A 21686-nucleotide genomic window follows, 5' to 3' on the forward strand; every position below is an offset into this window, starting at 1 on the left:
TCCGTCAGGCCCGCACATAGCGCTGGCGCAACACGTCACTCAACACATCTACCAGCAACACCAGCACCAGCATCCCGATGATCACCGTGCTGGCCTGAGCCTCCTGGAACAGGCTCAAGGTGGTGTACAGCATCTGCCCCAAGCCACCCGCCCCGACAAACCCCAGCACGCTGGCCATGCGGATGTTGTTCTCCCAGCGGTACAAGCTGTAGGCCAGCAATTGCGGCCACAGATTGGGCAAGGTACCAAAGCAGAACGCCGCCACCTGGCTGCCGCCCTGCAGGCGGATAGCCGCTGCCGGCTCTGGCGGTGCGTTCTCCAGCGCCTCGGCAAACAACCGCCCCAGCACGCCAGCGGTATGCAGCGCCAAGGCCAGGGTACCCGCATTGGGGCCAAGGCCTGCCGCCAGCACCGTCAGCGCCGCCCACACCAGTTCAGGGATGGCCCGCAGTGCATTCAGCAATAACCGCGCCGCGCCCTGCAACGGCCAGCCGAAGCGCCCCGCCGCCGGCAGCGCCAGCAACATCCCCAGTACCATCGCCAACAAGGTGCCCAGGCCAGACATGGCAAGGGTCTCCAGCGCCCCACGCCATACTGCCTTCAGGTGATCGGCAGACAGGTCCGGGTGCAGGAAGCGCCCGGCATACTCACCCATCTGTCCCAGCCCGCCGTTGCCTACCAGTGCGCGCAGGTCCAGCTCCAGGTAAGCAAACGAGGCCACCACCGCCACCGCGATGGCGCCAAGCAGCAACAGGTTGATTGCGCGGTTCATGCCAGCCTCCAGCGCAGCAGGCGGCTGAGCAGGTCGGCCAGCATCACCAGCAGCAAGAACGTAAGCAGCATGCTCGCCACTTGCGCACCATCGAACATGCGCATCGACAGGTCGATCTGCTGGCCCAGCCCGCCAGCTCCGACAAAGCCCATCACCACAGAAGCCCGCACCGCGCACTCCCAGCGGTACACGGTGTATGACACCACTTCCGATGCAGCATTGGGCAGGATGCCGTAGAGAAACGCCGCCAGCCGGCCACTGCCCGCCTGCAGCAAGGCATGGGCCGGGCGCTGGTCGACCGACTCGAAGATTTCGGCGTAGACCTTGCCGAGCATGCCGCTGTACGTGATGGCGATAGCCAGCACGCCCGCCGTTGGCCCCAGCCCCACGGCCCGTACAAACAGCAGCGCCCAGACAATTTCCGGCACGCTGCGCAGAAAAATCAGCAACCCGCGCACCGGCAGGCGCAGCAAGCGCGACCACAACCCGGCACGCCCGCCGCGGGAGGCGGCACGCAACGACAAGGCGCGGCTGGCCATCAGCCCGGCTGGCACTGCCAGCAGCAATGCCAACGCCATGCCTGCAGTGGCCACGGCCAGGGTTTGCAGAGTGGCTTCGTACAGCAATGCGAGAAAGTCGGCATCGTGTGCAGGCGGCCAAAAGGCACTGGTGAAACTGGCGATCTGCTGTCGGTTCTCAGCCTGCAACAGCACCCACGGGTTCAGCTCGCTCAACTGAATGCCTGGCCACAGCACGACAATTGCCAGCAAGGCCAGCAGCAACCGCGGCAGCAGGGCCGGGTCGCGGGTGTCGGCCTTCAGCATCGCGGTATCTGCACGGTCAGGGTCGGCCCCTGGATTGGCGGCGACGCCAGTTGTTCGTTGGCGTACAGCGCATCCAGCATGGGTTGGGTGACCGCATCGGCCCGGCAGTCAAACGCCACCTGCCCCTCGCGGATACCGATCACCCGCGGGAAATGCGCCAGCGCCAGCTCCACGGCATGCAGGCTCGCTACCAGCGTCACGCTATTGGCCTGGGCATGGCGGTTGAGCAAGGCCAGGCTGTGGTCGGCCAGTACCGGGTCCATGGCCGACACCGGCTCATCGGTCAGCAGCACCTGCGGCCGCTGGTACAACGCCCGGGCAATGCCCACGCGCTGCAACTGGCCACCGGACAATTGCCCACACTGCACGAACAGTTTGTCGGCCAGCCCCAGCTCCGCCAAAACCTGCCGTGCCCCGGGTACATCGCCGGGGTACAGCAGGTTGAGCAAGCCGCGCATTACCCCCCACTGCCCCAGGCGGCCGGCCAGTACTGCCGTCACCACCCGCTGGCGTGGCGGCAAGGGCGGCGCCTGGTGAACCAGGCCAACCCGTGCCCGCAGGCGCTGCCGTGCCCGGGCCGACAACGCCCAAGGTTGCTCGCCGAGCAGCTCCAGGCGCCCGCCGCTGGGCTGGATGGCCGTGGCCATCAGGTGCAGCAAGCTCGACTTGCCCGCCCCCGACGGCCCGATGATGGCGACTCGCTCGCCCTGCCCGATGCGCAGGCTGACCGCATCAAGCGCGCGGACCTGGCCATGGCGCAGGCTGGCACCGTGCAGATGGATGGCTACATTCGAAGCAGTCACTTGAGCAGGCCGGCCTCGCGTGCGGCTTGCTCGGTGCCCTCGTAGTTCTCAGGCCTGGTTTCGATGAAGCGGCTGGCAGCCTGCAGGTCCAGAATCGCTTTGTGCTCCGGGTTGGCCGGGTCGAGGTCAAGGAAGGCTTTCTTGATCTTCTCCTTCAACGCCGGGTCCATGTTGCCGCGCACGGTCCAGTTGTAGTCGAAGTAAGCAGGCGTGGTGGCAAACACCTTCACCTTGCTGGTATCCACCTTGCCGGCATCCACCAGCTTTTGCCACACGCTGGCGTTGAGCACGCCACCCTCTACCTTGCCGGCCTGTACCCAGGCCACGGTGGCGTCATGGGCGCCGGAATAAGCCACGCGGCTGAAGTACGCTTCAGGCTTGATGTTGTCCTGCTTGAGCATGAAGTAACGCGGCATCAGGCTGCCCGACGTGGACGAAATGGAACCGAAGGCAAACGACTTGCCCTTGAGGTCGGCCAGGCTCTTCACGTCGGGGTTGGCAGTAATGAACTTGGAGGTGAATTGCGCGTCCTGCTCACGCTGCACCAGCGGCGTGGCAGTCGGGTCCTTCAGGTGTACCTGGACAAAAGTGAAACCACCCAGCCAGGCCAGGTCCAGGCGGTCGGCGGCCAGCGACTCGACCACCGCCGGGTAGTCGGCTACCGGTACGAACTTCACCTCCATGCCCAGTTGCTTGGCCAGGTACTCACCCAGTGGCTTGAACTTGCGCTGCAGCTCGGTCGGCGCTTCGTCGGGGATGGCGCTGACCCGCAGGGTTTCAGCGGCCTGTACGACAACGGCACAGCAGGACAGCACGAGGCCGGCGGCGAGCGCCAGGGGGCGTTTGAGCATGGGTGTTCTCCGGTTCAATAGCGGGGAAGTGCCGACAAATCCGCCGACATCGGGAATTATAAGAGGCAAGGGCCCAAAGGCCAGCTTTGCTACAATCGCGCAACAATTTGACCTGCTGAGGTACACATGAGCGAGCCGATTCGCCTGACCCAGTACAGCCATGGTGCCGGCTGTGGCTGCAAGATTTCCCCCAAGGTGCTGGACGTGATCCTCGCCGAAAGCGGCGCCCAGGCCCTGGACCCTAAACTGTGGGTCGGCAACGCGTCACGCGACGATGCAGCAGTGTACGCGCTGGACGAAGAGCGCGGTGTGGTCTCGACCACCGACTTCTTCATGCCGATCGTCGATGACCCGTACGACTTCGGCCGCATCGCCGCCACCAACGCCATCAGCGACATCTACGCCATGGGCGGCGACCCGCTGATGGCCATCGCCATTCTTGGCTGGCCAGTCAACGTGCTGCCACCGGAAGTGGCCCGTGAAGTGATCCGTGGCGGCCGCGCCGTGTGCGCCGAAGCCGGTATCCCGCTGGCGGGTGGCCACTCCATCGACGCCCCGGAGCCAATCTTCGGCCTGGCCGTCACCGGTGTGGTCAGCAAGCGCCACCTCAAGCGCAACGACACCGCCACTGCAGGCTGCCAGCTGTACCTGACCAAGCCACTGGGCATCGGCATCCTCACCACCGCCGAGAAAAAGGCCAAGCTGCGCCCGCAGGACCAGGGCCTGGCCCGCGACTGGATGTGCACCCTCAACACCCCTGGCAGCCGCTTCGGCAAACTCGACGGGGTCAAGGCCATGACCGATGTCACCGGCTTCGGCCTGCTCGGCCACCTGGTCGAGCTGGCCGAAGGCAGCGGCCTCACCGCGCACCTGGACTACACCGCGGTACCGCGCCTGCCCAGTGTCGACCACTACCTGGCCGAGGGCTGCATCCCCGGTGGGACCCTGCGCAACTACGACAGCTACGGGCACAAGATCGGCACCCTCACCGACGACCAGAAGCACCTGCTGTGCGACCCGCAGACCAGCGGTGGCCTGCTGGTGGCCGTTACCCCGGAGGGTGAAACCGACTTCCTCGCCGTGGCTGCCGAACTGGGCCTGCAACTGTCGCCTATCGGCAAGCTGGTCGAGCGACAGAGCCACGCGGTCGAGGTGCTCTGATGCGCCCCGACTGCACCGACTTCCGTCAGCTGTTCCTCGACGACGTGCCGATGATGGACATGCGCGCGCCCGTCGAATTCGCCAAAGGCGCCTTCCCTGGGGTGGTCAACCTGCCGCTGATGAACGACCAGGAGCGGCAGAAGGTCGGCACCTGCTTCAAACAGCAAGGCCAGGCGGCCGCCATCGTCCTGGGTCACCAGCTGGTCAGCGGCGCCACCAAGCAGGCGCGGATGGATGCCTGGGTAGCGTTTGCCCAGGCCCACCCGCAAGGTTACCTGTACTGCTTCCGGGGCGGCCTGCGTTCGCAGATCGTGCAGGGTTGGCTGCACGATGAGGCAGGCATCCAGTACCCGCGTGTCAAAGGTGGCTACAAGGCCATGCGCACCTTCCTGCTGGAAACCACCCAGCAGGCGGTAGCGCAATGCGATTTTGTGCTGGTGGGCGGTTTGACCGGTACCGGCAAGACCGATGTGCTGCACCAGCTGGACAACGTGCTCGACCTGGAAGGCCACGCCAACCATCGCGGTTCCAGCTTTGGCAAACGTGCCACTGCACAACCGGCGCAGATCGATTTCGAAAACCAGCTGGCCATCGATGTGCTGAAAAAGCGCGCCCGCGGCTGGGAGCAGTTCGTGCTGGAAGATGAAGGCCGCATTGTCGGCAGCTGTACGGTGCCACTGGAGTTGTATCAGGGTATGCAGCAGTACCCGCTGGTGTGGCTGGAAGACAGCTTCGCCAACCGCGTGGAGCGCATCTTGCGCGACTACGTGGTCAACCTGAGTGCCGAGTTCATCGGCGTGCATGGTGAGGAGGATGGCCGCCGGTTGTTTGCCGAGCGCATGCTGCAAAGCATGGCCAACATCTGCAAGCGCTTGGGTGGGGAGCGCTATCAGCGGCTTTCACAGATCCTGCGCATCGCCCTTGAGGAGCAACAGCGCAGCGGCGCGGTGGACCTGCACCGGGGCTGGATCGAAGGCTTGCTCAACGAGTATTACGACCCGATGTATGCCTATCAGCGTGCAGCCAAGGCAGAGCGTATCGAGTTTGCCGGGGATGCCGTGGAAGTGCGCGAATACCTCAAGGCCCGGGCGCTGCGCGAGCCTCGCCAGTAAAAGCGGGGCCGCTTCGCGCCCCATCGCCGGCAAGCCAGCTCCCACAGGTTGAGTGCCATCTTCTGCCTGTGAGCTGTACCTGTGGGAGCTGGCTTGCCGGCGATGAGGCCGGTACAGGCAACCTCACTGCCCGGGGCTGAGCACCCGTTCCAGCTCCGCCGCCCGGTCGCGGGTCATGTCCATCATGCATGACCCTCCCTCCAGCTGCGCCATCGTCCCGCCACTGGCCTGCACATGAAACTGGCAATTGCCATCGCGGTAGGCAAGCCATTTACGCTGCACATCCCGCAAGCTTTTCTGCTGCCCGGCATCCAGCTTGCCCATCAACTGCTTGTACACCCGGTTCAGACGCTGGTCCTGCACGTGTGTCTCGGCCTGGATGCACTCGCTCATGGCCACGGTGCTGGAGGCCTTGTCCATGCACTTTCCGTAGGCCGGCGTGTAATCGTCCGCCACCGCCAGCGGCAAAACGCAGGCCAGTGCCAGGCCTGTCAGGCAATGCTTGATCATGCAAACCCTCCTTGCGGGTATCAAAACGACTGCGGCTGTTCTGGCGGCATCAGTACCTTGCCTGGGTGGAAGCGCAGCGATGGCATCTGCGTGGCTGAATAAAGCGCCACGCCCAGCGCCGCAATCAACGCCACATCCAGCCAGTTCCAGCCCGGCATGTCGTCGGCGCTACGTGCCTTCCAGCAATGCCAGGCCTGCCCCAGGCAGAACACCCCGATGGCCGCCAGCCACAGATAGAAACCAGCACCAAAACCGGTCAGGTCGTGAAACTCATAGCTCTGGTTGTCCGGCAGGCGGGTGATGCCGAAACTGCTGGCCGCCAGGTACGCCGCCGCCAACCCGGCCAGCAATGCCAGGCGTCGGAACCGCCGATGGGCAAGAATGGCCAGGGCCAGCAGCGGGTTGGCAAACCATTGGTACAAGCCGAAGGGCATGCCCCACGGCCCGTACAGCAACATCTGCAGGGCTGGCATGTGGCGTGCGCCGCTCATCAGCGCGCCATCGAAAAACAGGGCGAGCAGATACAACAGCAGGCTGATGCTCAAGTAGAAAACGGGCAAGGGGCACACCTGGAGGAAACGGGACAGCCTACGACCATAACCCAGGCCCTGCCCCGCTTCCAGACCCTCAATAGGTGCCGCACGGCGACACCATGCGGCGCACGACTATGCAACAGGTGGTTCAAGCAACAACCCGTAGATACCCGAGTCGGACAGCTCACCGGCCACGCACCAGCGCGCCCGCAGGGTGCCTTCCAGCACAAAGCCCTGCCGCTCGAGTGTGCGCGCCGAGCCCTGGTTGCGTGGGTCGATTTCGCCTTCAAGGCGGCGCATGTGCAGGGTGTGGGCCAGGTAGTCGATGAAGCAGGTCAATGCCTCGTCCATGTAGCCCCTGCCCTGCACGGCACTGGCCAGGCAGTAGCCGATTTCGCCGCGGCGGGACACATCGTCGATGTTGAACAGCTGCACCATGCCGATGAGCTCACCATTGTCACGGCGATACATGCCGAGCTTGAGCTGGTCGCCATTGGCATAGGCTTCGCGGTCGGCGGCCAGGGCGCTTTCGGCTTCGGCCAGGTCTTGCCAGGGGGCATGGTGCCAATAACGCATGACCTCGGGGTCGGCCATGATCGCCAGCCATTGCGCAGCATCGGCATGGCGCATGGGGCGCAAGTGCAGACGCGGGCTGTCGAGGCAGAGGTCACTGGGGAAACTGCGGGGTGGGGTCACGCCGGATCTCCTGTCCATTGCTGGGGAGATGACAGTTTAACGTCAAGTGCAGGGTTCAGGCATCCCGGGGCTGCTTTGCAGCCCATCGCCGGCAAGCCAGCTCCCACCAGGCCACCACAGAACCTGAGCCTTGTGCAGTACCTGTGGGAGCTGGCTTGCCGGCGACAGGGCCAGCCCAGGCGAGCATAAAGGGTTCAGGCCACCTCAGCCCCATCATCCGGCCAATGCGGCTCGTTGGCGCCTGGCGGCGTCAGTGGTGGCAGCCCATACGCCGCCCGCGCATCGTCGCAGCTGGGGTTATGCACACCCCCCTCCCACGATGCTTCGAATTCGCGGCAAGGGCTGGAGCGGTTGGCGTAAATGGTACAAGCGACTTCTTTGCCGATCTCGCCTTCAAGGCTGACGCAGCGGCAGGGCTTGGCATCAGTGCCGATCATGGCAACGCGGGTGGGGTTGATCTGTACCACCAGGTCGTCCGGCACAACGCCCCCGGCAGACTGGCATTCGCCCCAGAAGAAAGACACACGGAAGTACCCGCAGCAGGCGCCGCAGTCAAGGCAAGGGTTATATTCAGACATGATGCCACGGAGGGAAGGTTGTTGTTATCGGGGTTGGCCCGCGGCGCCATTCTCAATCGAACCAGGGGCGGCTGGATAGAGGGTACATGCAAAAAAATTTGCCACTGATCCGGCCGCCCGCTTCATTCAGCGCAATGCCTTGTAGGTGGAGGCATCCCAACGCTGCAAGGCAAGCCCTTCGGTCGGGTCATAGTCATCACCACACACCTTGCTGAAGTGCGTACGGTCTTCGCCGCAATGCACCAACCGGTCATGCTTTTCACCCTCGGTCAGCACTGTATAGGATTTGACGCGCATAGCCTGGTACTGCGCTTCGGCCGCGGCCATGGCTTGGTGACACTTCATCAACTGGCTGTCGTTCAACGCCAGCTGCCTGCCCAGTTGAACCCCCCAGCGGGTCAGGCAGACTTCAGCGAAATGTCGCACGATCAGCCCGGGCTCCTTGAGCACCGTGCCGTCGCTTGCACCATCGACCGAGGCGTTGCCGACCAGCGTGGCATGACGCCCGGGCATCGGATAAATACAGATTTGCGTGCCACTGGCGACTGACGGGATCACGCAGGCAAACCCTTTGGAACGCTCATCCCGCGAGTAGAAGCCGACATATTCACGCACGTTCTCCGCCAGTGCGATGCGCTCGGCTTGCACATTGCCGACACCAGGTACCGGGTCGATCGCAAAGATATTCACCGGTACGTTTCGCAACACCGGGTCTTTCGCCATGGCGTTGGCCAGCATGTGGCAGCTGATGCCGCCCCGGCTCCAGCCCACCAGGTTCACCTGGGTCGGAATGCGCGGCTTGCGGAACATGCTGATGATGCGCTCTTGCAACTCTTGCGGCGTTGGGTGGCGGTCACCGTAGTCGTAGGTACGCCAGAACCACGAGGCCGTGGATGATACTTCCGGAACAGGTACGCCAGCATCCTTCAGCCGCCCGTACTCTTCCTCGCTCAGCTTGGTGCGCTGCCAGCTGCTTTCGCCTTTGATCACCTGCAGCACGTGGTTGACGTTTTCTTCCCAGCCGCTACCGAACAACTGGCCGGTCCAGTTGAAGTACCCGCCGGGTTCTACGAACAGCTTGTCATCCTGAAGGTTGCCGCTGCCGGGGCCGTCAACAGCAATCCAGTGGGCGAATTCGCGGCCCTGGTCGTTGGCGGCCAGGGTCGAAACCAGCTCGCCGTTCCAGAAGTTGGGGTTTGCATCGTCGAAGCGATGCGAGCCGGTGCCACAGAAGTAGGCGGTGAACACACTCATGGAGAGGAGTCTCTTTGGTGAGAAATGAGTGCTGAAGATAGGTAGGCTGATCGGTGAAACGCAGGCGGAAAGCTCGCCCTGCTGCAAAAATCGAGGGGCTGCTTTGCAGCCCCAAGCGCTTACTTGCGGGCCAACCCGTCAGCCCGGAACATCTGCCGGATGCCGCGAATGGCCTGGCGAATACGGTCCTGGTTCTCGATCAGGGCAAAGCGCACATGGTCGTCACCATATTCGCCAAAACCAATCCCCGGCGACACGCACACCTTGGCCTCGGCCAGCAGCTTCTTGGAGAACTCCAGCGAGCCCATGTGTGCATATTGCTCAGGGATCTTCGCCCATACGTACATCGATGCCTTGGGGTTCTCGACCATCCAGCCCAGCTCGTGCAGCCCTTTCACCAGCAGGTTGCGGCGCTGGCGGTACTGCTCGGCAATGTCACGGACGCATTGCTGGTCACCTTCCAGCGCCGCAATGGCAGCGACCTGCAGCGGGGTGAAGGTGCCGTAGTCGTGGTAGCTCTTGATCCGGGCCAGGGCGTTGACCAGCTCGGGGTTGCCGACCATGAAGCCGATCCGCCAGCCCGCCATGTTGTAGCTTTTGGACAGGGTGAAGAACTCCACCGCAATGTCCTTGGCGCCAGGCACCTGCATGATCGACGGGGCTTTCCAGCCGTCGTAGACGATGTCGGCGTAGGCCAGGTCGTGCACCACCAGTACATCGTACTGCTTGGCCAGGGCCACCACGCGCTCGAAGAAGTCCAGCTCCACGCACTGGGCGGTCGGGTTGGACGGGAAGCCCAGGATCATCATCTTCGGCTTGGGGATGGACTCGCGGATGGCCCGCTCGAGTTCGTTGAAGAAATCCACACCCGGCACCAGCGGCACCGAACGCACCTGGGCACCGGCGATCACTGCGCCGTAGATGTGGATCGGGTAGCTGGGGTTGGGCACCAGCACCGTGTCGCCCTGGTCGAGGGTGGCCAGCATCAGGTGGGCCAAGCCTTCTTTCGAGCCGATAGTTACGATGGCTTCGCTTTCCGGGTCGATGTCGACCTCGTAGCGTTCCTTGTACCAGTTGGAAATGGCCCGGCGCAGGCGTGGGATGCCGCGAGAGGTGGAATAGCCGTGGGTGTCTTCACGCTGGGCAACCTGCACCAGCTTCTCGACGATGTGCGGCGGGGTGGCGCCGTCGGGGTTGCCCATGCTCAGGTCGATGATGTCCTCGCCACGGCGGCGGGCGGCCATCTTGAGCTCGGCAGTGATGTTGAAGACGTAAGGGGGGAGACGATCGATGCGCGCAAAGCGGCGCGGCGAACCTGGGTTGGCCATGGCTTCCTCTGAGTACGTAAGCGCCCGGAACCGTCCGAGCGACGTTGGCCGATGTGGCGGCCTGGGTCAGAAGATAGTGCCGAAACATGGTAGCTGTAAAGGACAAAATCCTGTTTTGTTAGAACTTTTCAGAAGTATTTTTTGAAAATCCAGGATTTATGTTTTCCTGCGCTGGCCTCTTCGCGGGCTCGCCCGCTCCCACAGGGTTACCCGCAGCCCCTGGGAACTGCGCCGTACCTGTGGGAGCGGGCAAGCCCGCGAAAGGGCCGGCACAGGAAGACAGGCATAAAAAAACCCCGGCACATGGCCGGGGTTTTCGTGAAACAGGCAGCAGTATCAGCGTGCGTAAGTCATCAGCACGTCCGCAGCGGTCTGGCTGTCCACACCCATCATCACGCTCAGGGCGGTAACGGTGAGGATGGAGAAGCCGAACACCTTGCGGGCCCACTTGCTGTCGTCCTCGGCCTTGTAGCCACCCCAGGCCATGTACAGCCAGTACAGGCCCATGGCAGCTGCCACGGCCAGGTAGCCGAGGCCGGCGTAACCGCCGAGGGTGAGCATCAAGGTGGCGAGCACGAAGGCCAGCACGTACAGCACGATCTGCTTCTTCGCCGCCAGGATGCCACGTGCCACCGGCAGGACCGGAATGTTGGCAGCGCTGTAATCCTTGAAGCGGAAGATTGCGATGGCAAAGCTGTGCGGCATCTGCCACAGGCTGAACATCACCAGCAGGGTTACCGCAGCCAGGTCGAAGCTGTTGCTAACGGCGCAGTAGCCGATCACCGGAGGCATGGCACCCGAAAGGCTGCCGACCAAGGTGCCGTGCACCGATTTACGCTTCAGCCACAGGCTGTAGAAACCGACATAGACAATGAAGCCTACAGCTGCGCAGAACGCCGACAGTGGGTTGGCCTGGACATACAGCAGGCTGAAACCCGCCACCCCGAGCAGGGTGGCGTAGATCAGCGCGAGGGGCAGCGACATGCCGCCCTGCACCATGACGCGGTTCTTGGTGCGCTCCATCTTGTGGTCGATGTCACGGTCGATGCAGTTGTTGAACACGCATCCGGACGCAACCACCAGCGAAGTACCGATCACCACCGCCAGGAACAAGGCGAAATCCACATGGCCCTTCGAGGCAAGGAAGAAACCGCCTGCCACGGAAAGCACGTTACCGAAAATGATCCCCGGTTTGGTGATTTGGATAAAGTGCTTAACGGACATGCAGTCTTACCTCACTTGGCCATCATTTCGATGTGGATGTTGAACATGATCCACAGCGACAGGCCGACCAGCAGTGCAATTACCAGCACGGTGAACAGGAACGTCGACACGTTGTTGCGTTGCTCTTTCGAGCGGTCCATGTGCAGGAAGTACACCAGGTGTACCACTACCTGGATCACGGCCATGGCAACAATGATCAGAACGGTCAGGTTCTTCGGCAGGCTGGCAGTCATCGCCAGCGCGAACGGAATCGCGGTCAGGATGATCGACAGGACAAAGCCGATCATGTACGACTTGACGCTGCCGTGGCTACCTTCGTGATGAGTGTCGTGTGCGCTAGCCATTACAGAACCCCCAGCAGGTAAACGACGGTGAATACGCAGATCCAGACCACGTCCAGGAAGTGCCAGAACAGGCTCAGGCAGCTCATGCGGGTCTTGGCGGTCGGCGTGATGCCATGCTTGTTGATCTGGTACATCATGATTGCCATCCAGATCAGGCCGGCAGTCACGTGCAGACCGTGGGTACCTACCAGGGCGAAGAACGCCGACAGGAAGCCACTGCGCTGCGGGCCGAAGCCCTCGCTGATCAGGTGATGGAATTCATAGATTTCCATCGCGATGAAGCCCGCACCGAACAGGAAGGTCACAGCCAACCAGCCCAGTACGCCGGCTTTCTTGCCATCGAACATCTTCAGCATGGCGAAGCCGAAGGTGATCGAGGACAGCAGCAGGAACAGCGTTTCAACAGCTACGAAATCGAGCTGGAAGATGTCATGACCCGACGGGCCGCCGGCAAAACTGCCGGACAGCACCGCGTAGGTGGCGAAGAGCGACGCAAACAGGATGCAGTCGGTCATCAGGTACAGCCAGAAACCCAGTACGGTCATCTGGCCCGAGTCGTGGTGGTGGTCGTCATGCCCATGGTCGTGACCATGAGCAGCGCCGCCGTGCATTACTTGACTGGACATTGATTACACCCGCTCAAACGATTCGACACGTGCGCCGGCAGGCAGAGCACCTGCTTTGGCCAGCGCTTTCATACGCTCGCCTTCGATGCGCGCCACTTCTTCGGCCGGAACCATGTAGCCCTGGTCGTCACGTGCAGCGTGGCGAACGAAGACTGCGATGGTTGCCAACAGGCTCGCGCCCACCAGCCACCAGATGTGCCAGATGAAGGCGAAACCGAACACGGTCAGGAACAGACCCATGAACAGACCGGTGGAGGTGTTGCTCGGCATGTGGATCGCTTCGTACTTGGCCGGAACCTTGTACGCAACACCGGCTTCCTTGGCTTCGTGCCAGGCGTCCAGACCAACTTTCTCAGGCATGTGAGCGAAGTTGTAGAACGGAGGTGGCGACGAAGTGGACCACTCGATGGTACGGCCGCCCCATGGGTCGCCAGTGACGTCCATGTTGTCTTTGCGGTCGCGAACCGACACGTAGATCTGGATCAGCTGGCAAGCGATACCGAACAGGATCAGCACGGCGCCGACAACGGCTACGTACAGGTAGGGTTCCCACAGTGGGTTGTCGGAGTGGTTCAGACGACGGGTCATGCCCATGAAGCCCAGGGCGTACAGCGGCATGAACGCAACGTAGAAGCCCGACAGCCAGAACCAGAAGGCAGCTTTGCCCCACTTCTCGTTCAGGGTGAAGCCGAAGGCTTTCGGGAACCAGAAGGCGAAACCGGCGATGTAGCCGAATACCGCGCCACCGATGATCACGTTGTGGAAGTGCGCAATTACGAACAGGCTGTTGTGCAGAACGAAGTCAGCACCTGGAACGGCCAGCAGTACGCCGGTCATGCCACCAATGGAGAAGGTGACCATGAAGCCCAGGGTCCAGAGCATCGGTGCGGTGAAGCGCACACGGCCTTGGTACATGGTGAACAGCCAGTTGAACAGCTTCACACCGGTCGGGATGGAGATCAGCATCGTCGCCAGGCCGAAGAAGGTGTTGACGCTGGCGCCGGCACCCATGGTGAAGAAGTGGTGCAGCCATACCGCAAAGCCGAGGATGGCGATCGCGCCCGATGCGTAGATCATCGAGTGGTGGCCGAACAGGCGTTTGCCAGAGAACGTCGAGGTAACTTCCGAGAACACGCCGAAGGCCGGCAGGATCAGGATGTACACCTCAGGGTGACCCCACGCCCAGAACAGGTTGACGTACATCATCGGGTTCCCACCAAGCTCGTTGGTGAAAATGTGGAAGTCCAGATAACGGTCAACAGTCAGCAGAGCGAGTGCAGCAGTCAGAATCGGGAACGAAGCAACGATCAGTACGTTGGCCCAGGTGCAGGTCCAGGTGAAGATCGGCATGTCCATCAGCTTCATGCCAGGTGCGCGCATCTTCATCACGGTGACGAGGAAGTTCACGCCGGTAAGCGTCGTACCCAATCCGGATAGCTGTAGCGCCCAGATGTAGTAGTCGACACCTACCCCAGGGCTGTACTGGATGCCTGCGAGCGGCGGATAGGCAACCCAGCCGGTCTTGGCGAATTCACCAACGCCCAGCGAGATGTTGACCAGCAGCACGCCTGCCAGCAGCAGGTAGAAGCTCAGGGAGTTCAGGAACGGGAAGGCAACGTCACGTGCACCGATCTGCAGAGGAACCGCGAGGTTCATCAGGCCGGTGAAGAACGGCATCGCCATGAAGATGATCATGATCACACCGTGAGCGGTGAAGATCTGGTCATAGTGTTCAGGCGGCAGGTAGCCTTCGGAGCCACCGGTAGCGGCAGCCAGCTGGGTACGCATCATGATGGCGTCGGCAAAGCCGCGCAGCAGCATGACCATCGCGACGATGATGTACATCACGCCGATCTTTTTGTGGTCGACAGTAGTCAGCCACTCGCTCCACAAGTAGGTCCACTTGCGGAAATAGGTGATAAGACCGACGACAGCGATACCGCCGAGCGCGATCATGGCAAGCGTCACCATGACTATCGGCTCGTGATAGGGTATCGCCTCCAGGCTTAGTTTACCGAACATCTCTTACTCCTCTGCACCGGCAGCTGGTTGCATACTCGATTCCACACCCTTGGTTGTGGCCAGATCTTTGCTGCCTGCTTCTTCGTGGACCGGCTTGCCGCGGTTCATGCCTTCGTACTTGTCGACGATGGACTGGAACAGCTCTGCTGGCGCCTCGCTGTACAGCGCGACTGGGTTGTATTCGCTAGGCTTGGCCAGAGCTTCGTACTCAGCTTTGCCCAGTTTCAACGGCGACTGCTTGACCTCGGCGACCCATGCATCGAAGTCGGCCTGGGAAGTGGCAGTAGCCTTGAATTTCATGCCGGTGAAACCAGCACCGCTGTAGTTGGCGCTGATACCGTCAAACACACCGTTTTCGTTGGCGATCAGGTGCAGTTTGGTGGTCATGCCGGCCATGGCGTAGATCTGGCCACCCAGGCCCGGGATGAAGAACGAGTTCATCACGGCGTCGGAGGTGACACGGAAGTTCACCGGGGTATTAGCCGGGAAGTTGATCTTGTTGACGGTGGCAATGCCCTGTTCCGGGTAGATGAACAGCCACTTCCAGTCCAGTGCGACCACGTCGATCTGAATCGGCTTCACGTCCGAGTCCAGCGGACGGTAAGGGTCCAGCTTGTGGGTGGAGTGGTAGGTGACGTAACCCAGGGCGATGATGATCAGGATCGGGATGATCCACACCGCAGCCTCGATCTTGGTCGAGTGAGACCAGTCAGGGGTGTAGGTGGCTGCCTTGTTGGAAGCACGGTACTTCCAGGCGAACGCCAGGGTCATGATGATCACAGGAATGACCACCAGCAGCATCAGGCCGGTAGCGATCAGGATCAGGTTCTTTTGCTCAATGCCGACCTGGCCCTTGGGGTCGAGCAGGGTCCAGTTGCACCCACTGAGTAAAAGCATGCCTAAAAAGGGCAATATGCCAAACAGTCTGGGGTAACGCTTTTTACTCATCTCACGACCTCTAGATCAGCTTGCTTCAATGCAATTTGTGTTTTGGTAGCCAACACTTCGTCCTGCCAAGTGAGGCATTTTGCGCCCGTACTCGCTCCTGCCTGGGGTCCGACTGCAGGACCTTGGCTTCAAGCGTGTTAGCGGTGCTTATGGTTTCGTAGGCAACAGGCCTGTACTTCAGACCAAGTCCATTTGGTGCGGGAAAACGCGGAGGGGGGTCCGCCCGGTATCGCCGTTGGGCGAAACTTGACGAAGTCAGCAAAAAGGAGCGCTGGGGCTTCCTTCAATCCTGCGACTCGCAAGCAGTGCCGAACGGAAATTGGGGGCGATTGTAGTGAGGTCGCCAACCCTTGACTATGACTTATTGAGCAACAGTCTTTTACAGAATGCGTAACAATGCTACTCGATAATTCAACTTCGCGACAGTTTGTCGCACCCCGCTTGCTAGGCCTCAAAGCCGCATTCTGCAAGGCTTCGTGGTTGATCTGGATCAAGCGGTGAGCGACTTTTCCCTCTTCTCATGCGGTGTAAAAGACCACATGCAATTCAGGACTTTTGTCTAAGCCTGGCGTCGGTTGCGGTAGATCCCGAGCGGAACCAGGATGGCGGTCAGCACGAACGCCACGAGCGCCCATTGCGCCAGCGACAAGCCGAGAAGCGGCGGGTACGGCGTACTGCAGAAGCCGTCGACCTGGAATGCCAGCGGCCAGAGTTTGGCCAGAGGCAGGTCGTCAACGATCGGCTGGAGGGTATCGATGCCACAGCTGACCATGGGGTTGGCGAGTATATACACATGGTTGCCGGCCGCAATAATTCCGCCAATTGCGCTTACCACCACCAGTGCCTCGAAGAAGGTCAGGCTGCGGCGCCCGGGCATCGCCGCGGCGATGAAGGCAAATACGGCAATGAACAGCAGCGCGTAACGCTGCAGGATGCACAGCGGGCACGGTGCCTCGCCCAGCACCACTTGCATGTAGAGGGCGCCGCCGATCAGCGAGAGGCAGATCAGGCCCAACAGCACCAGAAAGCGCCGTTCCCGATTCAGGCGCGATGTTTGTTCGTTCATTGCCGGTTCCTTCGATGGATAGTGGCAGCGTGGTCCGCCTGCCTGAGCGCAAGTCTACACGCTGGGCAGGGCCTTTGAGCGTGCCGAGGAAGCAGCGTGATAGCACTGCGCAGGGCTATCCGGTGTGGCTGAGACCGGCCGCAACAACGTCGGTTCAACGCTGGGCGGCAAAAAAACGGCTGCCCGGGTGCCGCGCAGGGGCAAGCCCCTCGACACCCGGGAGTGAAGGATACCGTGATTAAAGGAGGATTAAAGATGAAAGCTGAGCAGGCGCTTTTCATCTCTCCTTATATATAGGCAGGAAGGAGTACTGTGACTGGGATACACATTTGTGCCTGTACCGGCCCCTACGCGGGCCGGTACAGGCGTGACATCACTCCAGGGCAGCCGCCGGCCCGAAGAACTCGTAGCGGCTCTGCTGCTCCGGCACACCCAGGCCCTTCAACTGGCGCTTCACCGCCGCCATGAAGGCCTTGGGCCCAAGGAAGTAGGCATCCACATCACGCTCCGGCGGCAGCCACTCGGCCAGCAGGTCCTCGCTCAGCAGGCCGATGGCATCGGCCTCAGCGGCACCCGCAGCCTCGGCATAGCAGTAGAAGCGCTTGAGCTGCGGATGACGCGCCGCCAGGCCATCGACCCAGTCACGGAAGGCATGCACCGCACCGTTACGCGCGCAGTGAATGAAATGCACCTCGCGCCGGGTCTGCAACGCTGCCTGCAACATCGCCAGGGTCGGCGTGATGCCCACGCCCCCGCTGATCAGCACCAGCGGCTTGTCGCTGGCAGCCAGGGTAAAGTCACCCGCAGGCGGGAACAGTTGCAGGGTATCGCCCACCACCAGCTCATCGTGCAGGTAATTGGAAACCTTGCCGCCCGCCTCGCGCTTGACGCTGATGCGGTACTCCTTGCCATCGCACAGCGCCGACAGGGAATAGTTGCGGCGCTGCTCAGCACCGTCGATGTCCAGCTTCAGGCCGATGTACTGGCCTGGCTCGGCCTTGAGCACCGGCTTGCCGTCTACCGGGGCAAAGTAGAACGAGACGATCTCGCTGCTTTCCTGCTCGCGACGTACCAGGCGGAATTCGCGGGTACCGCGCCAGCCGCCCTCGGCGTCTTCCTTCTGTTTATAAAGGTTTTCTTCAGCACCAATCAGGATGTCGGCCAGCTGGCCATAGGCCGCGGCCCAGGCATCGATCACCGCAGGTGTGGCGATTTCCTTGCCCAGCACTTCCTCGATGGCGCGCAGCAGGCAGCTGCCAACGATCGGGTAGTGCTCCGGCAGAATCTGCAGGGCAACATGCTTGTTGATGATCTGCCCCACCAGGCCGCCCAGTTGCTCGAGCTGGTCGATGTGGCGGGCATACATCAGCACGCCGTTGGCCAGGGCCCGCGGCTGGTCACCACTGGCCTGGTGGGCCTGGTTGAACAGTGGACGGACCTCGGGATACTCGTTGAGCATCATCTTGTAGAAGTGGGTGGTCAGCGCTTCGCCGCCGCTTTCCAGCAGGGGTACAGTGGCCTTGATGATTGCACGTTGTTCGGCATTGAGCATTGCGACAACTCCTGAGCCTGTGGCTTCAAATGACTGCCCTAGCCATTTCAGCAATCGTGCCAACTTTTATCGCCAGCAAAATCAGGGGCTTGACAGAAGTCATGTCAAAACGACCCACCCCGGCGTATAGTCATAACGACCCACTGGAGTCTTTATGACCGCAAAGCCATTGCTCACCGCCTTGCTGCCCCTGGTCAGCGACCTGTCCCGCGATTTGCCCGACCAGGAGCGCTACCGGCGCCTGCTGCAGGCCATGCGCGGCCTGCTGCCGTGCGATGCCGCCGCGCTGCTGCGCCTGGATGGTGAATGGCTGGTGCCGCTGGCAGTGGATGGCCTGAGCCCCGACACCCTCGGCCGGCGCTTCCGGGTCAGCGAGCACCCACGGTTCCAGATCCTGCTCAGCCGCCCGGAACCCACCCGTTTTGCCAGCGACTCCGAACTGCCCGACCCCTACGATGGCCTGGTCAATGCCCCGGATGCCGACCTTGAAGTGCACGATTGCATGGGTTGCCCGTTGATGGTCGATGAACGCCCTTGGGGCCTGGTCACCCTCGACGCCCTCACCCCCGGGCAGTTCCAGAGCCTGGAACTGGATGCCCTGCAGGCCTTCGCCAGCCTGGCCGCGGCCACCGTTACCGTGGCCGAGCGCATCAAGCACCTGGCCCTGCGCGCCGAGGACGAACACCACCGCGCCGAGATCTACCGCCAGGCCAGCGGCCAGGATAAAGAACTGATTGGCCAGAGCCCGGCGCACAAGCGCCTGGTAGAGGAAATCCGCCTGGTCGGCGGCAGCGACCTGACTGTGCTGATCACCGGCGAAACCGGGGTCGGCAAGGAGCTGGTGGCCCTTGCCCTGCACCAGGCCAGCAGCCGCGCAGACAAGCCGCTGGTCAGCCTGAACTGCGCCGCCCTGCCCGACACGCTGGTAGAAAGCGAACTGTTCGGCCATGTCCGCGGTGCCTTTACCGGTGCGCACGGCGAGCGCCGCGGCAAGTTCGAACTGGCCAATGGCGGCACGCTGTTCCTCGACGAAGTGGGTGAACTGCCACTCACCGTACAGGCCAAGCTGCTGCGTGTGCTGCAAAGCGGCCAGTTGCAACGCCTGGGCTCGGACCGCGAGCACCGCGTGGACGTGCGCCTGATTGCCGCCACCAACCGTGACCTGGCAGCAGAAGTGCGCAACGGCAACTTCCGCGCCGACTTCTACCACCGCCTCAGCGTGTACCCGCTGCACGTGCCGCCCTTGCGCGAACGTGGTCGAGATGTACTGCTGTTGGCTGGCTACTTCCTCGAACAGAACCGTTCGCGCCTGGGCCTGAACAGCCTGCGACTGAGCCACGAAGCCCAGGCCGCGCTGCTGGCCTACGACTGGCCAGGCAACGTGCGCGAACTGGAACACCTGATCGGCCGCTCGGCCCTCAAGGCACTGGGCCAACACCCCGATCGGCCACGCATCCTCACACTCGAAGCCATCGACCTGGACCTGCGCGTGTCCTCGGCAACACCGGGGTCCCTGCCCTCCCCCGCAGCCCCGCTCCAGGTGGCAGCATTACCTGAAGGCGGCCTGCGCGAAGCGGTCGACCTCTACCAACGCCAGGTGATCGAAGCCTGCCTGCAACGCCACCAGGACAACTGGGCGGCAGCCGCGCGCGAGCTGGGCCTGGACCGCGCAAACTTGAGCCGATTGGCCCGCCGGCTGGGGCTTCGCTGAGGTTTACCTACAAAAGGATTAACCCAGAAAGCCTCTGGTTGCTTCCTGCCCGACTGCTATATCTCCCTAACCACCCAAATCTCGACTGCCTGGTCGAGGCTGCGCGTAACACCCCGGCAAGGGCTCTGTTATGGCGGTTGTGGCCCGAACGTTTCGGGCCGGGGGATCCGGATACCAGCAGGGAGCATCCATGGACAACATCGTCATCGCCGACAAGCAATCCGAAGTCGCCACTCAGAGCGCCTGGGGCAATATCAATCTCAAAGCACCAGGCGTCGTGCAGATGCCGGTATCTCCCGACAAAGTAGCCACCGTAACCCAACGCGGGCAGGACCTGATCATCACCCTGAAGTCGGGTGAGAAAGTCACCGTCGGCAACTTCTTCGCGGTGGACCAGGCCGGTGTCGGCAGCGACATTGTCTTCGTCGGCGAAGACGGCACCCTGTGGCACGCCCAGTACGATGCGGCAGCGTTCACTGGCTTTACCTTCGAAGACGTGGCCTCGCTGGACGAACTGGTCGCGGGTATCGGCACCGCCGGTAGCGCCATGCCGACCTGGGCGATTGCCGGGCTCAGCCTGCTCGGTGTCGGTGGCGCAGCAGCTGCAGCCGGCAGCGGCGGTGGCGGAAGCAGCGGTGGCGGCTCGGACCCCGATACCACTGCCCCGGCCACGCCCATCGACCTGCTGGTGTCGCCGGATGGCCTGCGCCTGACCGGCCGGGGTGAAGCGGGCAGCACGGTGAATATCCGTGATGCCGCCGGCAACCTGATCGGCAGCGGCACCGTGGGTGCCGACGGCAGCTTCAACGTGACGTTGAACCCACCACAGATCAACAGCGAGAACCTTGAAGTCACCTTGACCGATGGTGCCGGTAATGTCTCGGCACCAGGCACCGTCACCGCCCCGGATGCAACCGCACCACTGGCACCGACCGACCTCGCCATCAACGAACAGGGCACCACCCTTACCGGGCGTGCCGAACCTGGCTCGACGGTTTCCGTACGCGGCACTGGCGGCGTAGTGCTGGGCACTGCGGTAGCGGGTGCTGACGGCCAGTTCAGCATCACCCTGCAACCGCCACAAACCGACGGCCAGGCCCTGGAAGTCAGCGCCGCAGACGCAGCCGGCAATACTTCGCCAGCTGCAAGCATCACGGCACCGGACGTCGACAACCCTGACACCAGCGCCCCAGACCAGCCAACCGACCTGGCCCTGGCGAATGGCGTAACCCTCACCGGTCGCGGCGAACCCGGCGCCACCGTGCAGGTGCGCGATGCTGCCGGCAACCTCATCGGCAGCGGCCTGGTCAACGCTGACGGTACCTTCAGCCTCGCCCTCTCGCCTGCCCAGGCCAACGGCGAAGCCCTGGACATTCGCCAGGTCGATGCCGCGGGCAATAGCTCGATACCACTGGAATTCACCGCCCCGGACATCACCCCGCCTGATGCCGTCACCGACATTCTGGTCGGCCCGGGAGGCACGGCCCTGAGCGGGCGTGGCGAACCTGGCGCCACCGTAGAAGTGCGCGATGCCGACGGCAACGTCATCGGCTCTGGCGTGGTGAGTGCCAACGGTACCTTCCTGATCGACCTCGACCCGGCTGCACAGCAGGGCGAACAGCTGAACCTGGTGCAGACTGACCCAAGCGGTAACGCTTCCGTGGCAGTGGAGTACGACGTACCGCTGACCACCGCGCCAGACAGCCCTAGCAACCTGGCCATCGATGCCGACGGCACCACCCTCACCGGTTCCGCCCCGGCGGGTACTCGC

21 protein-coding genes are annotated in these 21686 nt (G+C 62.4%); 4 read left to right on the forward strand and 17 right to left on the reverse strand.

Annotated elements, in window-relative coordinates; genetic code table 11:
• Positions 1-4: 4 nt before the first annotated feature.
• The 4 genes from phnE to WF331_RS04705 are packed head-to-tail and all read right to left on the reverse strand — an operon-like array spanning position 5 to position 3250.
• Positions 5-772 carry a phosphonate ABC transporter, permease protein PhnE gene (phnE, locus tag WF331_RS04690; RefSeq protein ID WP_016501416.1) on the reverse strand — a complete coding sequence of 256 codons (768 nt, stop codon included), beginning with the start codon at positions 770-772 and terminating at the stop codon, positions 5-7.
• Positions 769-1596, reverse strand: a complete 828-nt coding sequence (locus WF331_RS04695) for a PhnE/PtxC family ABC transporter permease (protein WP_016501417.1) — start codon at positions 1594-1596, stop codon at positions 769-771. Before WF331_RS04695 ends, phnE begins: the two co-directional genes overlap by 4 nt.
• Positions 1590-2399 (reverse strand): phosphonate ABC transporter ATP-binding protein, encoded by an 810-nt coding sequence (locus tag WF331_RS04700; protein ID WP_284395714.1) that lies wholly within the window; start codon positions 2397-2399, stop codon positions 1590-1592. Before WF331_RS04700 ends, WF331_RS04695 begins: the two co-directional genes overlap by 7 nt.
• Entirely contained in the window at positions 2396-3250 is an 855-nt protein-coding gene (locus tag WF331_RS04705; RefSeq protein WP_174371256.1) for a putative selenate ABC transporter substrate-binding protein, read from the reverse strand. The genes WF331_RS04700 and WF331_RS04705 overlap by 4 nt, the downstream gene beginning before the upstream one ends.
• Positions 3251-3376: 126 nt before the next feature.
• On the opposite strand from WF331_RS04705, the gene selD reads away from it, so the two are divergent.
• Positions 3377-4411 (forward strand): selenide, water dikinase SelD, encoded by a 1035-nt coding sequence (selD, locus tag WF331_RS04710; RefSeq protein ID WP_284364772.1) that lies wholly within the window; start codon positions 3377-3379, stop codon positions 4409-4411.
• Positions 4411-5523 (forward strand): tRNA 2-selenouridine(34) synthase MnmH, encoded by a 1113-nt coding sequence (gene mnmH / locus WF331_RS04715; protein WP_284395717.1) that lies wholly within the window; start codon positions 4411-4413, stop codon positions 5521-5523. The genes selD and mnmH overlap by 1 nt, the downstream gene beginning before the upstream one ends.
• Positions 5524-5646: 123 nt before the next feature.
• Here mnmH and WF331_RS04720 read toward each other — a convergent pair whose 3' ends face one another.
• The 13 genes from WF331_RS04720 to hmpA all read right to left on the reverse strand — a co-directional run bounded on the left by WF331_RS04720 (position 5647) and on the right by hmpA (position 18204).
• On the reverse strand, positions 5647-6033 hold the full coding sequence (locus WF331_RS04720) for a lysozyme inhibitor LprI family protein (protein ID WP_049274139.1): 387 nt from the start codon (positions 6031-6033) through the stop codon (positions 5647-5649).
• A gap of 20 nt (positions 6034-6053) precedes the next feature.
• Positions 6054-6593 carry a hypothetical protein gene (locus WF331_RS04725; RefSeq protein WP_016501423.1) on the reverse strand — a complete coding sequence of 180 codons (540 nt, stop codon included), beginning with the start codon at positions 6591-6593 and terminating at the stop codon, positions 6054-6056.
• A 105-nt stretch (positions 6594-6698) separates the two neighbouring features.
• Positions 6699-7262 (reverse strand): GNAT family N-acetyltransferase, encoded by a 564-nt coding sequence (locus WF331_RS04730; RefSeq protein WP_016501424.1) that lies wholly within the window; start codon positions 7260-7262, stop codon positions 6699-6701.
• 194 nt (positions 7263-7456) lie between these two features.
• The gene (locus WF331_RS04735) at positions 7457-7840 is read right to left on the reverse strand and encodes a YkgJ family cysteine cluster protein (protein ID WP_016501425.1); all 384 of its coding nucleotides are present in this window, start codon (positions 7838-7840) and stop codon (positions 7457-7459) included.
• 126 nt (positions 7841-7966) lie between these two features.
• Positions 7967-9094 (reverse strand): hypothetical protein, encoded by a 1128-nt coding sequence (locus WF331_RS04740; protein ID WP_049276157.1) that lies wholly within the window; start codon positions 9092-9094, stop codon positions 7967-7969.
• A gap of 119 nt (positions 9095-9213) precedes the next feature.
• Entirely contained in the window at positions 9214-10422 is a 1209-nt protein-coding gene (gene alaC, locus WF331_RS04745) for an alanine transaminase (protein WP_016501427.1), read from the reverse strand.
• Positions 10423-10758: 336 nt separating this feature from the next.
• Positions 10759-11646, reverse strand: a complete 888-nt coding sequence (gene cyoE, locus WF331_RS04750; RefSeq protein ID WP_016484944.1) for a heme o synthase — start codon at positions 11644-11646, stop codon at positions 10759-10761.
• A gap of 11 nt (positions 11647-11657) precedes the next feature.
• Entirely contained in the window at positions 11658-11990 is a 333-nt protein-coding gene (gene cyoD / locus WF331_RS04755) for a cytochrome o ubiquinol oxidase subunit IV (RefSeq protein WP_016501428.1), read from the reverse strand.
• Entirely contained in the window at positions 11990-12616 is a 627-nt protein-coding gene (gene cyoC, locus WF331_RS04760; protein WP_016484942.1) for a cytochrome o ubiquinol oxidase subunit III, read from the reverse strand. Before cyoC ends, cyoD begins: the two co-directional genes overlap by 1 nt.
• Before the next feature lie 3 nt (positions 12617-12619).
• Positions 12620-14638 (reverse strand): cytochrome o ubiquinol oxidase subunit I, encoded by a 2019-nt coding sequence (gene cyoB / locus WF331_RS04765; RefSeq protein WP_016501429.1) that lies wholly within the window; start codon positions 14636-14638, stop codon positions 12620-12622.
• A 3-nt stretch (positions 14639-14641) separates the two neighbouring features.
• Positions 14642-15586 carry a ubiquinol oxidase subunit II gene (gene cyoA / locus WF331_RS04770; RefSeq protein ID WP_016501430.1) on the reverse strand — a complete coding sequence of 315 codons (945 nt, stop codon included), beginning with the start codon at positions 15584-15586 and terminating at the stop codon, positions 14642-14644.
• Positions 15587-16145: 559 nt separating this feature from the next.
• Positions 16146-16652: a disulfide bond formation protein B gene (locus WF331_RS04775; protein ID WP_016501431.1), complete on the reverse strand. Its 507-nt coding sequence runs from the start codon at positions 16650-16652 to the stop codon at positions 16146-16148.
• A 373-nt stretch (positions 16653-17025) separates the two neighbouring features.
• Positions 17026-18204: an NO-inducible flavohemoprotein gene (gene hmpA, locus WF331_RS04780; protein WP_340622687.1), complete on the reverse strand. Its 1179-nt coding sequence runs from the start codon at positions 18202-18204 to the stop codon at positions 17026-17028.
• 154 nt (positions 18205-18358) lie between these two features.
• Here hmpA and norR point away from each other — a divergent pair, with 154 nt between their 5' ends.
• Together norR and WF331_RS04790 are read left to right on the forward strand one after the other, a co-directional pair.
• Positions 18359-19915: a nitric oxide reductase transcriptional regulator NorR gene (norR, locus tag WF331_RS04785; protein ID WP_340622688.1), complete on the forward strand. Its 1557-nt coding sequence runs from the start codon at positions 18359-18361 to the stop codon at positions 19913-19915.
• A 190-nt stretch (positions 19916-20105) separates the two neighbouring features.
• Positions 20106-21686, forward strand: a 1581-nt coding sequence (locus tag WF331_RS04790) for an Ig-like domain-containing protein (protein ID WP_340622689.1), incomplete at its 3' end; no start/stop codon positions are given.

The organism is Pseudomonas sp. YNh, from assembly GCF_037993085.1.
Lineage (GTDB): Bacteria > Pseudomonadota > Gammaproteobacteria > Pseudomonadales > Pseudomonadaceae > Aquipseudomonas > Aquipseudomonas putida.

Coding starts and splice junctions, on each gene's coding strand:
- phnE (WP_016501416.1), bottom strand. CDS start 772: ATGAACCGCGCAATCAACCTGTTGCTGCTTGGCGCCATCGCGGTGGCG.
- WF331_RS04695 (WP_016501417.1), bottom strand. CDS start 1,596: ATGCTGAAGGCCGACACCCGCGACCCGGCCCTGCTGCCGCGGTTGCTG.
- WF331_RS04705 (WP_174371256.1), bottom strand. CDS start 3,250: ATGCTCAAACGCCCCCTGGCGCTCGCCGCCGGCCTCGTGCTGTCCTGC.
- selD (WP_284364772.1), top strand. CDS start 3,377: ATGAGCGAGCCGATTCGCCTGACCCAGTACAGCCATGGTGCCGGCTGT.
- mnmH (WP_284395717.1), top strand. CDS start 4,411: ATGCGCCCCGACTGCACCGACTTCCGTCAGCTGTTCCTCGACGACGTG.
- WF331_RS04720 (WP_049274139.1), bottom strand. CDS start 6,033: ATGATCAAGCATTGCCTGACAGGCCTGGCACTGGCCTGCGTTTTGCCG.
- WF331_RS04735 (WP_016501425.1), bottom strand. CDS start 7,840: ATGTCTGAATATAACCCTTGCCTTGACTGCGGCGCCTGCTGCGGGTAC.
- WF331_RS04740 (WP_049276157.1), bottom strand. CDS start 9,094: ATGAGTGTGTTCACCGCCTACTTCTGTGGCACCGGCTCGCATCGCTTC.
- alaC (WP_016501427.1), bottom strand. CDS start 10,422: ATGGCCAACCCAGGTTCGCCGCGCCGCTTTGCGCGCATCGATCGTCTC.
- cyoE (WP_016484944.1), bottom strand. CDS start 11,646: ATGTCCGTTAAGCACTTTATCCAAATCACCAAACCGGGGATCATTTTC.
- cyoD (WP_016501428.1), bottom strand. CDS start 11,990: ATGGCTAGCGCACACGACACTCATCACGAAGGTAGCCACGGCAGCGTC.
- cyoC (WP_016484942.1), bottom strand. CDS start 12,616: ATGTCCAGTCAAGTAATGCACGGCGGCGCTGCTCATGGTCACGACCAT.
- cyoB (WP_016501429.1), bottom strand. CDS start 14,638: ATGTTCGGTAAACTAAGCCTGGAGGCGATACCCTATCACGAGCCGATA.
- cyoA (WP_016501430.1), bottom strand. CDS start 15,586: ATGAGTAAAAAGCGTTACCCCAGACTGTTTGGCATATTGCCCTTTTTA.
- WF331_RS04775 (WP_016501431.1), bottom strand. CDS start 16,652: ATGAACGAACAAACATCGCGCCTGAATCGGGAACGGCGCTTTCTGGTG.
- hmpA (WP_340622687.1), bottom strand. CDS start 18,204: ATGCTCAATGCCGAACAACGTGCAATCATCAAGGCCACTGTACCCCTG.
- norR (WP_340622688.1), top strand. CDS start 18,359: ATGACCGCAAAGCCATTGCTCACCGCCTTGCTGCCCCTGGTCAGCGAC.